At 41.5% G+C, this 14,351-nt stretch carries 19 protein-coding genes; 12 read left to right on the top strand and 7 right to left on the bottom strand.

Features of this window, described 5'->3' with window-relative positions; translation table 11 throughout:
• The first annotated feature begins 28 nt into the window (after positions 1–28).
• From LQZ76_RS02095 to LQZ76_RS02080, 4 genes are all read left to right on the top strand, one after another.
• A complete protein-coding gene (locus LQZ76_RS02095) occupies positions 29–340 on the top strand; it encodes a hypothetical protein (protein ID WP_230098111.1) in 312 nt (103 codons plus the stop codon).
• A 150-nt stretch (positions 341–490) separates the two neighbouring features.
• Positions 491–721 (top strand): hypothetical protein, encoded by a 231-nt coding sequence (locus LQZ76_RS02090; RefSeq protein WP_230098110.1) that lies wholly within the window; start codon positions 491–493, stop codon positions 719–721.
• Positions 715–1,191 (top strand): PH domain-containing protein, encoded by a 477-nt coding sequence (locus LQZ76_RS02085; protein ID WP_230098109.1) that lies wholly within the window; start codon positions 715–717, stop codon positions 1,189–1,191. The genes LQZ76_RS02090 and LQZ76_RS02085 overlap by 7 nt, the downstream gene beginning before the upstream one ends.
• A gap of 25 nt (positions 1,192–1,216) precedes the next feature.
• A complete protein-coding gene (locus LQZ76_RS02080) occupies positions 1,217–2,482 on the top strand; it encodes a PH domain-containing protein (protein WP_230098108.1) in 1,266 nt (421 codons plus the stop codon).
• A gap of 81 nt (positions 2,483–2,563) precedes the next feature.
• Here LQZ76_RS02080 and LQZ76_RS02075 read toward each other — a convergent pair whose 3' ends face one another.
• Complete coding sequence (locus LQZ76_RS02075; RefSeq protein ID WP_230098107.1) at positions 2,564–3,007, bottom strand: GNAT family N-acetyltransferase; 444 nt, start codon at positions 3,005–3,007, stop codon at positions 2,564–2,566.
• Positions 3,008–3,229: 222 nt separating this feature from the next.
• Between LQZ76_RS02075 and LQZ76_RS02070 the strand changes: the two genes are divergently transcribed.
• From LQZ76_RS02070 to LQZ76_RS02060, 3 genes are all read left to right on the top strand, one after another.
• Complete coding sequence (locus tag LQZ76_RS02070; protein ID WP_230098106.1) at positions 3,230–3,457, top strand: hypothetical protein; 228 nt, start codon at positions 3,230–3,232, stop codon at positions 3,455–3,457.
• 96 nt (positions 3,458–3,553) lie between these two features.
• Positions 3,554–3,721, top strand: a complete 168-nt coding sequence (locus tag LQZ76_RS02065) for a hypothetical protein (protein ID WP_230098105.1) — start codon at positions 3,554–3,556, stop codon at positions 3,719–3,721.
• A 104-nt stretch (positions 3,722–3,825) separates the two neighbouring features.
• Positions 3,826–3,966, top strand: a complete 141-nt coding sequence (locus LQZ76_RS02060) for a hypothetical protein (RefSeq protein ID WP_230098104.1) — start codon at positions 3,826–3,828, stop codon at positions 3,964–3,966.
• Between the two features lie 111 nt (positions 3,967–4,077).
• Here LQZ76_RS02060 and LQZ76_RS02055 read toward each other — a convergent pair whose 3' ends face one another.
• Complete coding sequence (locus LQZ76_RS02055; protein WP_230098103.1) at positions 4,078–4,359, bottom strand: helix-turn-helix domain-containing protein; 282 nt, start codon at positions 4,357–4,359, stop codon at positions 4,078–4,080.
• Positions 4,360–4,569: 210 nt separating this feature from the next.
• Between LQZ76_RS02055 and LQZ76_RS02050 the strand changes: the two genes are divergently transcribed.
• Both LQZ76_RS02050 and LQZ76_RS02045 read left to right on the top strand, forming a co-directional pair.
• Positions 4,570–4,758, top strand: a complete 189-nt coding sequence (locus LQZ76_RS02050; protein WP_230098102.1) for a hypothetical protein — start codon at positions 4,570–4,572, stop codon at positions 4,756–4,758.
• A gap of 79 nt (positions 4,759–4,837) precedes the next feature.
• Positions 4,838–5,632 carry a hypothetical protein gene (locus LQZ76_RS02045; RefSeq protein ID WP_230098101.1) on the top strand — a complete coding sequence of 265 codons (795 nt, stop codon included), beginning with the start codon at positions 4,838–4,840 and terminating at the stop codon, positions 5,630–5,632.
• Between the two features lie 81 nt (positions 5,633–5,713).
• Here the strand turns inward: LQZ76_RS02045 and LQZ76_RS02040 are convergent, their stop codons facing one another.
• From LQZ76_RS02040 to LQZ76_RS02030, 3 genes are all read right to left on the bottom strand, one after another.
• Positions 5,714–5,863, bottom strand: a complete 150-nt coding sequence (locus LQZ76_RS02040) for a hypothetical protein (RefSeq protein ID WP_230098100.1) — start codon at positions 5,861–5,863, stop codon at positions 5,714–5,716.
• Positions 5,864–5,956: 93 nt separating this feature from the next.
• Positions 5,957–6,919, bottom strand: coding sequence for a multidrug resistance efflux transporter family protein (locus LQZ76_RS02035; RefSeq protein WP_230098099.1), 963 nt, complete (start codon positions 6,917–6,919; stop codon positions 5,957–5,959).
• 9 nt (positions 6,920–6,928) lie between these two features.
• Positions 6,929–7,477 carry a helix-turn-helix domain-containing protein gene (locus tag LQZ76_RS02030; RefSeq protein WP_230098098.1) on the bottom strand — a complete coding sequence of 183 codons (549 nt, stop codon included), beginning with the start codon at positions 7,475–7,477 and terminating at the stop codon, positions 6,929–6,931.
• A 677-nt stretch (positions 7,478–8,154) separates the two neighbouring features.
• On the opposite strand from LQZ76_RS02030, the gene spxB reads away from it, so the two are divergent.
• Entirely contained in the window at positions 8,155–9,870 is a 1,716-nt protein-coding gene (gene spxB / locus LQZ76_RS02025) for a pyruvate oxidase (protein WP_230098097.1), read from the top strand.
• Positions 9,871–10,024: 154 nt separating this feature from the next.
• Here spxB and LQZ76_RS02020 read toward each other — a convergent pair whose 3' ends face one another.
• Together LQZ76_RS02020 and LQZ76_RS02015 are read right to left on the bottom strand one after the other, a co-directional pair.
• Complete coding sequence (locus LQZ76_RS02020; RefSeq protein ID WP_230098096.1) at positions 10,025–10,543, bottom strand: hypothetical protein; 519 nt, start codon at positions 10,541–10,543, stop codon at positions 10,025–10,027.
• 179 nt (positions 10,544–10,722) lie between these two features.
• Positions 10,723–11,475, bottom strand: a complete 753-nt coding sequence (locus LQZ76_RS02015; protein WP_230098095.1) for a MurR/RpiR family transcriptional regulator — start codon at positions 11,473–11,475, stop codon at positions 10,723–10,725.
• A gap of 165 nt (positions 11,476–11,640) precedes the next feature.
• On the opposite strand from LQZ76_RS02015, the gene LQZ76_RS02010 reads away from it, so the two are divergent.
• Positions 11,641–12,894 (top strand): PTS sugar transporter subunit IIC, encoded by a 1,254-nt coding sequence (locus LQZ76_RS02010; RefSeq protein ID WP_230098094.1) that lies wholly within the window; start codon positions 11,641–11,643, stop codon positions 12,892–12,894.
• A gap of 13 nt (positions 12,895–12,907) precedes the next feature.
• Entirely contained in the window at positions 12,908–14,230 is a 1,323-nt protein-coding gene (locus LQZ76_RS02005) for a 6-phospho-beta-glucosidase (protein ID WP_230098093.1), read from the top strand.
• Positions 14,231–14,351 lie beyond the last annotated feature (121 nt).

Raw genomic sequence — 14,351 nt, 5'->3', positions numbered from 1 at the left:
TAAATAACTTGAAGGAAGAGTGAGAATAATGAAACAAAATTTTATTACTGAAAAACTAATGAACGAAAATGAAGTTGTGATTGGGGTCATCGCCCAAAAGAAGACGACGTTATTGGGCTTTTTAACGGATGGTGTAACTGATGAAGCTAGTTATTTTGCTGGCGGAAATTTAACTAATCGGTTCTATGTGACTAAGAACAATGAAGAAGTTTTGCTACAAGGCTTTAAAGGTGATGGCGAATTACTTTTTGCCGAAGCTTTGCCAGATATTGATGTGAACACATTTAAAAAGGTTTCCCGCGGGAAGTACAATTATAAGCGCATTCAACAATACAAATAAGTAGCTGAAAGCGACTATCTCAATCAGTGAGGTGGTCGTTTTTTTAGATAATCGAGGGATTGACTAAATGCAAGTCGCGGTCATCGGAGTTTTATAATATAATTAGTTCTATGTTTAAAAAGCTTTAATTAACGAGGAGTAACATGATTAATGGCAGTATTTTTAGGAGTTTTAATTGGAATCGTCATCTTAGTCTGGCAATATATTGCGATTAAGAAAATCAAAAATTGGTATTTAGCCGGTGTTTTACCATTAATTTTAATGGGGATTGTCGTGGCAGTCGCATTTCACGACCATGAACCGGTTGATTACACCGTCCTTTTAGGGATTTTGGCAATCAGTTTTGGCCCATACATCCCCTTGCAGGCCATCCTATGGTAACAACCGCCGCTGGAAAATCATGGTTGACTACCGGCATCGGGATGGGCCCAAAATATCGGCGTTACGTGATGGTAAGGACGTTGATTTTTTGGTTGGGCCTGTTAATTTTTGCGGGCAGCTTAGTGGTGTTTAACATTTGGAATAATCGTTGGCTGTACATTATCGCGGCAATTATTTGGTTCATCAGTAGTTGGGATGCAAGCTATATGTTGTTTAAAGCGCGAACATATCGTGTAAAAGGCTCACAATTAGCGCTAGAGATGACGCAAGGACGGTGGTTCTTTAAGCGGCAAACGATTTTTCTAAGTAAAATTTATAGTGTTGAATTCCGCCAAAATATTTTGATGCAACATTTTGACATTGCCACAATTATTGTTAAAACGGTCGATCATGATGTCGACATCGCGGGCTTAGCAACTACCGAAGCGCATGACTTACAGAATTGGTTGAATAGCCATGCAGCGCGTTAGTCGGAAATATTTATTAGTCATTGGAATGGAATTTGTTCGAAGTAACTTATTACCTATCATGGGGTATTTGTTAACGAAGGGGGTCGGGCCGGAGTGGATTGCCAATTTAATTTTAGTTTCGACGATTTTCCTCACGATTGCCACCGGCTTTAAATTTGTGGACTTTTGGTGGTGTTATCGTTGGACCATTACCACTGACCAAATTAAGCTTAATTCCGGCGTGATTAATAAAAAAGGGCAAGCTTACAATTTAAAAGATGTCAAAGCAGTCTTAGTGACACAAACGGTTTTTGAGCGCATGGTTGATTTGTATACATTAGCCATCGATTTTCCCCAACTCAGTGGGCGGGATAAATTTAAAATTGTCGGCTTAACGGCCAAGCAATTACAGCCATTACAACAGGCGCTAAATGGTGGCGAACAGTTGCCAAGCCCCAATAGTATGGATAGTACATCAGCAGCACCGGTTGTTAATATACCGACATTTAAATTAACGCCGCCGCTAATTTGGCAATCCGTTTGGATGGCGCCACCGGTTTTAGCCGTGCTTTCTTTACTGTTAGCACTAGTGGGCTGGTTGAGTGATAGCGGCGTTGAACGGTTACATATCCGGTTAGGCTTTACCACCACTGATATTGCTTTGTATTTATTGAGCATTTTGCTTCTTTGTGTCGTCGTGCGCGTATTTGAGTATGGCAATTTCAAAGTCGAACGCCACGCTAACTACTTGACGCTTAGTAACGGTTTTTTGGCCCTCCAAACGAAACAAATTCCGCTCAAGCAGCTGCAAAATATCGTCGTAAGTCAAAATGTACTCGAGCGCTTACTCGGCTATGGCAGTGTGGCGGTAACCGTGTTAGGTGATAATCAGCGGCAGGCGGGGGTTAAAAAGGTACTACCTTTTATCAAATTAGTTGATTTGCCCCAAATAACCAACCAATTATTACCTGAATTTGCCGTCCCGGAGCTGAATGTAACACCGCATTATTGGCCATTACTATGGGGACCGGTTTTAGTTGGATTAGGACTGTTAACGTCCTTTGCATCATGGTGGTATGCGTTGCCAACGGGCTTATTATTGGCGGTATTGTTATTCTTTAATAATGTCGTGGCAAGTATTTCCAAACAAGTTGTCCATCAAGGATGGCTCGTCCAACACCACTATATCTATGATCAGACATTAGTCGAATGGACTAATTATCATGATATGAAGTTAATTGGTTATCAGTATACGTATCTGGGCTATCGGCTAAACAAGATTAAACGGCTGTGGCTTAGGGGAAGTAAATAGATAAACTAAAAAGACATTAGTAGCTAAATTACTAGTTACTAATGTCTTTTTAGTTGTACATGGTTTCCATTGGCGAGAAATTTACACCTGCTGCTCACGTATTGCTAAATGTAAAATTGGATACGGTTTATCAAAATCATCGCGTTGACTGCGGCCAACAATTTGAAAACCATGGTTTAAATAAAACGCGTGCGCCCGGTCGTTTTGCTCATTGACGTCAACTTTCGTGATGTGCTGATTGGTAATTAACCACGTTAAAATTTGATGGCCATAACCAGCACCAATTTTGGTAGGGTCCAGAAATAACATCGCTAATTCATCCCCGCTAGTTCCACTAAAGCCAATTGGTTGATTATCAACTAACCATAGCCGTAAATCGACCTGGGCTAGAAAATTTGGGAGGAGCGCTTGGTAAAAGGCAAAATCAGCAGGATGCAAAAAGGTATGCGTAGCTGCGACAGATTGCTCCCAGATGGCTAAAATTAATGGGTATTCAGTGGGGATTACACGGTGCTGTTGTAGCATTGTAGAACCGCCTTTCATTTGGTATTTGTAATCAGCTTAAGCTAAGTCGCATGAAAATGCAATCGGGTGGAAGCAACTAACTCAAAATTTGAATATGGATGTTTTTAGGCGTTCACGAACAGCTGTAATGATCGACGTTTTATTTCGTAAAATTATGGTGGTATGGTAAAATTATTATAGATACAACAATAAGATGAGTAGCAAATAGCAAAAGGACCAGCCATGCAATTATTTAAATACACCTTAGATTGGTGGCAAGACCGCCTGACAGGGATTACCGGGCTATTTTTCGTAGTCCTCTTAGTGAAAATCGGTTTAGATCTCATTACTAACAACCTCCATACGTTCACATGGTACGCTTTGCTATTTTTGGAATGCAATGTGCCAGTTGCGGGGTGGTATTTAGTCGATATTATCAAATTCCGTAAGCATGAGGGTCATCAGGATTGAATGGTAGGTTATGGGTAATTTACTTCGGTAGATACTTATTTTGGTATTACCGACTTAGTCAGCACAAATAGTGTTAAATTTTAGGAGAAAAGTAGCATGTTAAAAGTTAAAAATTCAAGAATTATTATTGCCAGTTTGTTAATTCTATTAGTAGCGACTAGCGGTATCGATACATTATTTATCAAGTTATTTAGAATGGCCGCCACATTTGGTTTAATTGCCTATGCGTTAGGGTATATCCTTAAGGTTAAAAAGGTTAATTAATCGATCTAGACTAATATAGGCATTGACAAAGGCGTTCATATGAAAACTCAACGGACTTTGACAACGTTATTTCTGGTTGTCGCGCTCGTTATTACAAGTTCATCGTGAGTGGTATTTACGACCTTAGCGTGCATGGGCACTACTATCTCGGGGATTACACTCTCGACACAATCGGGATTACCGTGGTATTTGTGATTATTCAAGCTATTATTTCACAGTTTAAACAGCAATCAAAAAACGCCTAGTCTACCGGCATTTTAAGTGGGCTTTTTTTGATTAATAACAAAAATACGCCAAGCTCGCGTTAGAAGAGTAAATCTTCAGGGCAGCTGGGCGTATTTGAAGGGGTGATACCATTAAATTGGTGTGAATTGGATCGTAATTTTTTGATGGGTGGCACGGGCAATTTCAGCTAGGGTCATCGTATTGGCATTCGTGGTGCCACTTTCGATTCTAGCAATCGTTGATTGGGGTTTACCAATTAAGGGCGCAAAATCACGTTGACTCATCTTGAGTTCTTCACGTAAATTACGTACTTGAATCCCAATTTCAAGGTTTAAATCAACTTGTTCAAGCATCTGTGCGAATTTAGGATTGTCTTGGGAACGTTTGGCGATGTAATCATCAATTTTAGTCATTGTGTGGCCTCCTGTGAAATAGTTGCCATCACGATAGCATTTTAGCTATCACAATACAAACGAATGAAGGAGGTGCTTTCAGTGATTCAGCCCCATGAAATTTAATGCAAAAATTGACTTTAGTTTTCACTTATACTTTAATGGTTTTATAACAAATTTAATTATTGCGCATAGCCACTTTTGGTCTGCGTAAATCAGAGGGAGCCTTACATGAAAAACATAATAATCACAAGCGGGGATGTCATTATTCGGATCGCATTTGCCGTTTTGGCCACGTATTTGATACAGCATTACCACGGTGATACGACCGTTGTTATAACCGGGTACAGTATGCTTATTTTTAATATTCTCACGACCTTCTTTGACACGAACTACCACAAGCAACCGGCCAAAAATTAAGCACTTAATTCATTATTCAGGTGGTATACTAATAGATAAATTTTGTTATTTAAATACCGATAAATTAGGGGATTAAAAAATGTCACAGTTAGCATCACGGATTAATAAAAAGTTACTTACGATGATTTTGGCTAGTACAACGATTTGTGCAAGTGGGGTACCAGTCGCCAGTGCGCTCTTCAATCAGAATAATGTTTCCGTTCAAGCGGCCACCGTTAACGTTACTAAGGTACAATTAACGGCACTGATTAAACAAGCGACAAGTATTAATGCAGCTTGGCATACGGCGAACACATTTAAAGTATTACAAAATACATTGGTATATGCAAAATGGGTTAACAATACGCGTGGCATTGCTCAATGGCGAATCAATGATGCGGCCAATAAGTTGCGTTTTGGGATTAAGCAATTATCACCAGCTAAGGCCCCAGTCGCCCTTCCAGTTGCTAAAGCACCCGTGCGCCAACCAATTACTAACGTTAATTTGTGGCAAGTTAAGCAAGGTAATTTTAGTAGTATTGCTGGGACTTGGCGTTTGGTGGCCACGGCGCATGGTAGTCAAGGCCAATTACGTTCCGGCCAAACTGGTCAACTAGTTGTTGCTAACAATCGCTTAGCGGGGGGCGGTTTAGTAATTAAAAACCAAGCCTTATATGATGCTCATGGGAGTCATGCCATTGCATATACGTTGAACAATCAAATGTTAGCGATGTACGTGATTGCCGAAAATGCCCCTATTAGTTGGGAAATGGTCATACAACCAAAAGGCACGCCCAATAACTACTATGTTGATGGTAAAAAGCTCGGTACGCAACACGACTTAATTTACCTTTGGAACGGCGCGAATAAAACGGTCCAAATCTATGCCCGCTAACTTTAAGTTTAGGTACAGACAAGGGTGCAAATTCTAAATAGCATAAAAAAATACCAAGCGGAATAATTCCGCTTGGTATTTTTAGTTGGCGTGATTAGCTTTCACGGGGATGAAGATTACTAATAAGGTGAGCACTGAGAGGATCATGCTGACGTAATCCAAATTAAAGTGATTTGCCACGGCGGCTAAAATCACGAGGATTGTCGCTAAAATTTTTTGAAACAGACTCATCGGGATGGCCTCCTTTAAATAATTATTGATATTTGCTTATTAATAATTAAGTTTTATGTGTTGATGTTAACAGAGCCACACTGACCTGTCAAACTAGCGCCACTTGCTAGTACGATGGAGAACGCCAGTGAAGTTGATACCTATAATGCCGAGCAACATAATCAGTAAGCCCACCATTTGTAAGTGACTTGGTAGCGCGTGACCTAAAAATAGTAAGCCTAGGAGGACGGTGAAAATAACTTCAAATGATTGGGTTGCTTCGACCGTGGCCAACGTTTCCATGTTTTGGCCCGCCAATGCGGTTGCATGAAAGAACAAAACCGTCGCAATGACCCCAGAAGCCAAGGCGACCCCAAAGGTACTCAGTAACGTCGCGCTATCCGGGCGGCCAACCCGAAGATAACTAATGATGCTTAGCACGATAAAAGTTGGATAGGTAGCTAGTAACATCCCAAAGACCCGTTCAAGGCCGTTGAAATGCCCATAACGAATACCAATTTGGCGATTACCTAGCGGATAGCAAATGGCAGCCATTAAGATCGCCAAAATCGCCCAGCCAAAGCCCCGATTAACACCATGGAGGCCCTGGGCTTGTAAGGTTGTCAGCGTGATACCCACTAAGATGACTAGCATCCATTTAATCTTATTGCGCGGAATCGTTAAACGTTGGGCGATACCAGTACTGTCAGCGACTTTCATCAGTGGCGTTGTTAGCACCCCAAAAATAATTGTCAGTTGCCAGAGACTTGAGACCAGCCAACCGGGGAGAAATTGCGCTGACCACGTTAAGGGGACATAAAATAAGACAAAGCAGACATTACTCCAGCCAAGCCAGTACCACGGGGCGGCTTTAATGGCCCGCCATACTTTAGCAAAATCGGCATGTAGTTGGGGGATGGTCCCAAGGAGGGCAATCATCGGTAACATCCATAAATAGCGCAGGCTAGCGACCCATAGCCAATAACCCGCGGCTTGTAAATTTAATTGGTTCAGTAAAAATGTCAACGAGAAGAATAGCGCGGCTAAAATACCAAGGAAGATGGCTTTAAGATTCATCAGGGCCTCCTAGCGATCGTAAATCATCAAACTGATGAAAGTGGTCGGCGTAGCAGCCATATTATGGTAGGTATGCGCAAAAGTTCCATTGAATTTGGCCATGCTACCGGCGTAAATAACATGCGGTTGCTCATTGATCATGACGGTTAGGGTGCCAGTTTCGACAATGAGCATTTCAGTTGTGCCGGGCACGTGAGCCGCTGATTGGCGCTGTGCTTGGGGGGCGAGGGTCAAATGAAAGACTTCAAAATTCGAACTAACGAGCGTGCTGAAAACTGATTGGACAGCCACAGCCGGATCATTACTCGTGATTTCGTGAAAATCACGCGGCGTAGCAATTTCAAAATCAACCGTATCGGTGGCAAAAAAATAATTAATCGGCACGGCAAGCCCGCTTGAAATTTTCCAGAGAGTATCAATTGATGGTGAGGTCGTGTGGCGTTCAATATTATTGAGCGTCGCGGTACTAACACCGGTGAGCTCGCTTGTTTCTTGGAGGGTAAGCTGACGATTACGACGCAAATCTAAGAGTCGTTCGCCGACAATTTCGGTAATCATAGGCAATCTCTTTTCTAGGATATTGTATTTTATTTAGTATCATAGAAAAAATCCGCCCCGTTGTCAATGCGGAAAGGGGAAAAACGTGCAGAATTTGGCACATTTTAAGGCGAATTTACGGTTAAAAAAACGCCAATTTCTGCCTGAATTTTGATAAAACGGTGGAAATGTTTTTGTTTGGTAGGTATTTCACATCACGGGGTATTAATTGTTAAGCACAGGGGAGAAAATGAAGCTAAAAGGTAATGATTGCAAGTAATGTGATATTTAGTGTAACAATATACAAACTCGGAAATTAGTACTCATAATGCATGGGAGAATAATTACAATTAGATTAACTAACTATTACTATATAATGTATTGTCAAACGTTATGACTTAATTTATAATTAACTTATATTCTTTAAAAATATAGAATTAGGTGTAACTGGCAAGGTGTATAAATACTGGAAGATTACCTTTGTATTATAAAAAGATTATTAATGTTTTTAAAAAAGGTGTACGTATTGCTATTTTTGGGTGAGTATACTATACTTGTAAACGGTTACATTTTGAAAATAGGAGATAGATATTATGTCAGAACAGAAGATTTCAGCTGGTTTAGCAGCGTTGAAGGTCATGGAAGGATGGGGTGTTCACACCATCTACGGTATTCCATCAGGTACTTTGAGTTGATTGATGAATGCGATGGGTAACCCAGAAAACAACATCGAATTCTTGCAAGTTAAGCACGAAGAAATTGGTGCCATGGCTGCTGTAATGCAATGGAAATTTGGTGGTAAATTAGGGGTTACTGTTGGATCAGGTGGTCCTGGTGCAACTCACTTAATTAATGGTTTATACGATGCTGCTATGGATAACATTCCAGTATTGGCTATCTTAGGTTCAAAACCAGTTCGTGAATTGAACATGGATTCATTCCAAGAATTGAACCAAAACCCAATGTACGACAACATCGCAGTTTACAACCGTCGTGTTGCCACTGCTGAACAATTACCACACTTGGTTGATGACGCTATCCGTACTGCCATCGCTAAGCGCGGGGTTGCTGTTCTTGAAATCCCTGCTGACTTTGGTTTTGCTGAACTTGATGCAGAATCACTTTACTCAACACCACTTTACTCATCTGGTGAAAAGTTCAAAAACTACAAATCAGCTCCAGTTGACGAAGCTGACATCGATGAAGCCGTTGCTTTGTTGAACCAAGCTAAGCGTCCAATCATCTACACTGGTATTGGTACAATGGGTCACGGTCCAGCCGTACAAGAATTGGCTCGTAAGATCAAAGCACCTATCATCACTACTGGTAAGAACTTTGAAACTTTCGAATGGGACTTTGAAGCCTTCACTGGTTCAACTTTCCGTGTTGGTTGGAAGCCAGCTAACGAAGCTGTGCTTGAAGCTGATACTGTCTTGTTCGTTGGTACTAACTTCCCATTCTCTGAAGTTGAAGGTACTTTCCGTAACGTTGACAAGTTCATCCAAATCGATAACAACCCAGCAATGTTGGGTAAACGTCACCAAACTGACGTTGCTATCCTTGGGGATGCTGGTCAAGCAATTGACGAAATCCTTGCTAAAGTTTCACCAGTTGAAGAATCAGCTTGGTGGACTGCTAACGTTAAGAACGTGCAAAACTGGCGCGATTACATGAACAAACTTGAACACAAGACTGAAGGTCCTCTTCAAGCTTACCAAGTTTACAACGCCATTAACAAGTACGCTGCAGAAGACGCAATCTTCTCTACTGACGTTGGTAACGTTACACAAATGTCAATCCGTCACTTGCACATGACACCTAAGAACTTATGGCGTACTTCTCCATTGTTTGCAACAATGGGTATCGCGTTACCAGGTGGTATTGCTGCCAAGAAGACTTACGCAGATCGTCAAGTTTGGAACTTGATGTGTGATGGTGCCTTCTCAATGACTTACCCAGATGTTGTGACAAACGTCCGTTATGACTTACCAGTTATTAACGTGGTCTTCACTAACACTGAGTACGGTTTCATTAAGAACAAGTACGAAGACACTAACACTTACAACTTCGGGGTTGACTTTACTGATGTTGACTACGCTAAGATCGGTGAAGCTCAAGGAGCCGTTGGTTTAACTGTTAGCCGTATCGAAGACATTGACAGCGTGATGAAACAAGCCGTTGAATACTACAACCAAGGTCGTGTTGTTGTTGTTGACGCTAAGATCACTAAGGATCGTCCAATCCCTGTTGAAACTTTGAAGCTTGACACTAACTTATACAGTGAAGACATTGTTAAAGAATACAAGGAAAAGTACGAAGCACAAGAATTAGTACCATTCCGCGAATTCCTTGAAGCAGAAGGTCTTACTTCTAACTACATCAAAGAAACAAGCGACAACAAGTACAGCTTCTAATTTATTAGGGGCTTACTAGTTAAGCTTAAAAAGCCGTCTAAATTACTTTAGACGGCTTTTTTTGTGGGGTGAAAAGGGATTTTGCGGATAACAAGTTGTGCCAACAGCAATGCTTGCACACAAAAAAGCCAGCGAAAGTTCGCTGGCTTTTTGATTACCATTGTTGGGTAACTTTACCACTTTGTGAAACAAGGTAAGCTGCAGATGGTGCTTTCGCCGATGCATCTTGGTAAGCATCAATAACGTAAAGCGTTTGGCCATTAACCGTCGTTGTACCATTAGCAAGCAGTTCCATTTTTTTACCGTTGGCACCCAATTGGGCCCGGAGAACACTGATTGCTTGCGCGGCACTAGTCACAGCGCCAGCAGCTTGCTGGTTGTTAGTCGTTGCTTGTGAGCTACTGTTAGCGGCAGTTTGCGAGCTTTGGCTAGCTGCACTGCTGGCGGTGCTTGATGAACTAGCCGTTGCTTGTGAGCTAGTTGGTGCAGCTGAACTAGCCGTAGAACTAGAAGTTGTGCTGTCGTCTGAACTTGAGCTCGTACTTGAACTGCTGCTCGTCATGGCAGTTTTTTGCTCGTCGTGGTGGGCGTGTTTGGTAGCTGATGAGTGACCACAGGCTGCTAAGACAAAGAGAAGGCCAGTGGCAGCAATGATAGTTAATGTTTTTTTCATTTGTCCGTCCTAATACATTTATTTAGTTGCGATCCATATTAATATTTTAAGTGTGCTTAAGCTTACCACGTCGGTAAACCTTATATGGACTTTAATAATTATAAGCACTTAAATTTTTAAATACAATAAAAATAGTCCCGTTTTAAATAATTTAAAGGGTCAGCGATATTACCGATTAACTAGTTTGAACATTTAGCTTGGTGCGCCGTGCGGGCAAGGGCTTCCAAAATATAGGTCACCGCTAATTGGGAAGTGATATTCGTATCTTCATACATTTCCAGATTATTATAGTAGGCAATATTTACCGACGATAATTGCGCAATTGTTGAATTACCACTGTTAGTCAGCGAAATGATTTTAGCATGATGGGCTTTGAGATGATTGATATAGTTGATAATGCTTTCATTTTCACCACTCACCGACAGGGCTACTAAGCAAATTTTTTGATGGCGGTTGTCGACTAAATTATACAACGGCATGTTGAGCGGGTCTTCGATATTTAGCGCCAACGATACTAAGGAAGAGAATAGGTAGGACCCATAGCGACTAAAAATCCCTGACGTCCCGACCCCGACAAATAATACTAAGTCAGATTCAAGTAAAATATTAGCCGCCGCGGTAATCTTTTCTTGAAAATCTGGATAGTGCGTATGTTTTAAAAATTCCAAAAAGGGAAATTCATCGACTGGAGCAATGGCCAAGCGATGATCCCCTAGTGATTTATTGTAGGCTTGTAAGCGGAGGCGAAATTCGGCATAGCCCGTACATTCAAATTTACGACAAAAGCGCAAGATCGTTGATGAACTAACATGGGTGGCATCTGCTAGTTCACGAATCCGCATTAAGCCGACTTGATTGAGATTATTAATAATATAGTTGTAAATATCAATTTCGGTATTCTTTAGACTGATATTATAAGGTAAAAATAACATAAGCGATCCCCCGGGTATAAGTTAAATGGAACGAGGTGTTTCATTGATGATACATTAATCATTTTAATCGAACTGTTCCATAATCTATTGTAAGCGTTTACAAAAGAATGTAAAACCTTTATTCTCAAAGCATACGAAAAGGAGGATAGCACCGTGGACAAATTCATGAATTGGTTACAAAATCGATTGATACCACCGTTAAGTGTTATTGGGAACCAACGCCACCTCGTCGCCATCCGTAATGGGCTGGCCTTAGCGTTACCGGCCATTATTGTGGGGAGTTTATTCTTGATTGTCGGGAATATTCCGATTCCGGCTTGGACAAAGTTCATTACCCCGTATCAGCCGATGTTAGCCGCTGCCGTTAGTGTTTCATTTGGGATTATTTCATTGCTTGGGACAATTGGCATTGGTTATGAACTTTCCAAAAGTTACAAGCTTGATGCGATTTCTGGGGCAGCGTTAGCATTAATTGCGTTTTTAACGATTGAACTATCTGATAAATTAGTAATTGATCCAGCGACATTTGGATCAGGGAGTTTATTTACGGCGATTATTGCCGCGATTAGTACGACGGAAATTTTCCGGTTGTGTTTGAAGCACAAGCTAATTATTCGCTTACCAGCTGGTGTGCCACCGGCCGTTAGTAATTCATTTGTCTCATTAATTCCCACCGCAATTGTTTTACTACTATTTTGGACAATTCGGGTACCATTGCACTTTAACTTGGCACTGTTCATTGACCACATTTTTGGTCCATTATTGTTCGCGTTAAACACGTTGCCAGGTATTATGGTCTACACACTGTTAGTTAGTCTATTATGGTGTGCCGGTATTCACGGAGATATTACGTTAGAAGGGGTGACCGATCCAATTTTTCTAACCTTCATTACCGCCAATGCCGCCGCATTTACGCATGGCCAGGCTGCTCCATATATTACCGCGGCTGGTTTTTCAAGTCTATTCGTGAACGTCGGGGGGACCGGGGCAACCTTGACATTAGTGTTATTGATGCTTCGTTCCAAAACTAAGACCTATAAAGAATTAGGGCGCTTAGCAATTGGGGGTTCATTATTTGAAATTAACGAACCAGTTATCTTTGGTTTTCCCATTATCATGAATCCTTTGATGATGATTCCGTTTGTGATTATCCCCCAAGTATTAGCAGTGGGCACGTACTTACTGATGGCCGGTAACATCATTGGTCGGCCAACCACGGTAGTGCCTTGGACAATTCCACCAATTATTGGACCGCTAATGGCAACTGGTTGGGATTGGCGCGCAGCCGTTTGGTCAGCCGTTGAAATTGTCATTGCGATTGCTATCTACTGGCCATTTTTCAAAGTAGCGGAAAAACAAATGTTAGTTAAAGAAGCGGATATCGAAACTGAATTAGCCGCAATTGATAATCGAATTTAGAAAAGGAGAAAAAATGATGCGTAAAAGTTTAAAAGTAGTAACCATTGGGGGTGGCTCAAGTTATACCCCTGAATTAATTGAAGGCTTTATCAAACGCTACGAAGAATTTCCATTAACTGATTTATGGTTAGTTGATATTGAAGCGGGTAAGGAAAAACTCGAAATTGTCGGCGCCATGGCCCAACGAATGGTCAAAGCAGCGGGCATTGATTGTACGGTCCATTTAACTTTAGATCGGCGCGAAGCTTTAAAGGATGCCGATTTTGTGACCACCCAATTACGTGCTGGTCAATTATCAGCCCGCGTTTTGGATGAACGCATTCCATTGAGTCACGGGATGATTGGTCAAGAAACTAATGGTGCCGGGGGGATTTTCAATGCCTTACGGACGGTGCCAGTAATCCTAGATATCGTTGAAGATATGAAAGAATTGTGCCCGAACGCGTGGTTGATTAACTTTGCTAATCCAGCTGGGATGGTAACCGAAGCCGTCTTACGTTATGGTAACTGGCCAAAAGTAGTTGGGTTATGCAATATCCCAGTTAATGCGGTTGTTAATGAAGCGGAATTACTCGATGAAGCCCCCGAAAAGCTATTCTTCCAATTTGCTGGTATCAATCACATGCACTGGCACACGGTCATGGATAGCAAAGGGGTTGACCGCACGGATGAGTTAATTAAACTGATGTATGGGGCGGGCACGAATACGGAAATTGTTGCTAATATCAAGGATAATAATTTGATCTTTGAACAAGTTGAAAACCTCCACATGGTGCCATGCCCATATCACAACTATTACTACCACACAGATAAAATGTTGGCTGAAGAACTCGCTGATTTTGAGGTTAATGGTACGCGGGCGGAAAAGGTTAAACAAATTGAAGCCGAGTTATTTGACCTATACAAAGACCCCGAATTAGACTACAAACCTAAGCAACTCGAAGAACGTGGTGGTGCGCGTTATAGTGAAGCGGCGTGTGAAACGATTACGTCAATTTACAATGACAAACGGACAACCATGACCGTCAGCACCCGTAATAATGGTACGGTCAAAGACTTGCCGGATGATTGTGCCGTCGAAGTGACATGTACGTTAACTGGTAATGGACCGGTACCATACAACTTTGGTAGTTTCAAACCACAAGAACGTGGCTTACTCCAATTGATGAAATCCATGGAACAATTAACGATTGAAGCGGCTGTAACTGGTGATCGCGGTACATTATTACAAGCCTTAACCATCAATCCGTTAGTGACAAGTGGGGATGTGGCTAAGCAAGTAATGGAAGAAATGCTTGAAGCACACAAAGAATTCCTTCCAGCATTTTTCAAATAAGCCCTTGATCTAAAAGTTAATGTAATATACAAGAGTCTACCTGCGGGTGGGCTTTTTTGTTGGATTTGTGAAATTAACCTTAAACTTAGGACCGATTTGCCGATAATGACAGAGGCAATGA

The organism is Periweissella ghanensis (assembly GCF_918814755.1).
Classification (GTDB): domain Bacteria; phylum Bacillota; class Bacilli; order Lactobacillales; family Lactobacillaceae; genus Periweissella; species Periweissella ghanensis.
This window is presented reverse-complemented; position numbering and strand designations above follow the sequence as displayed.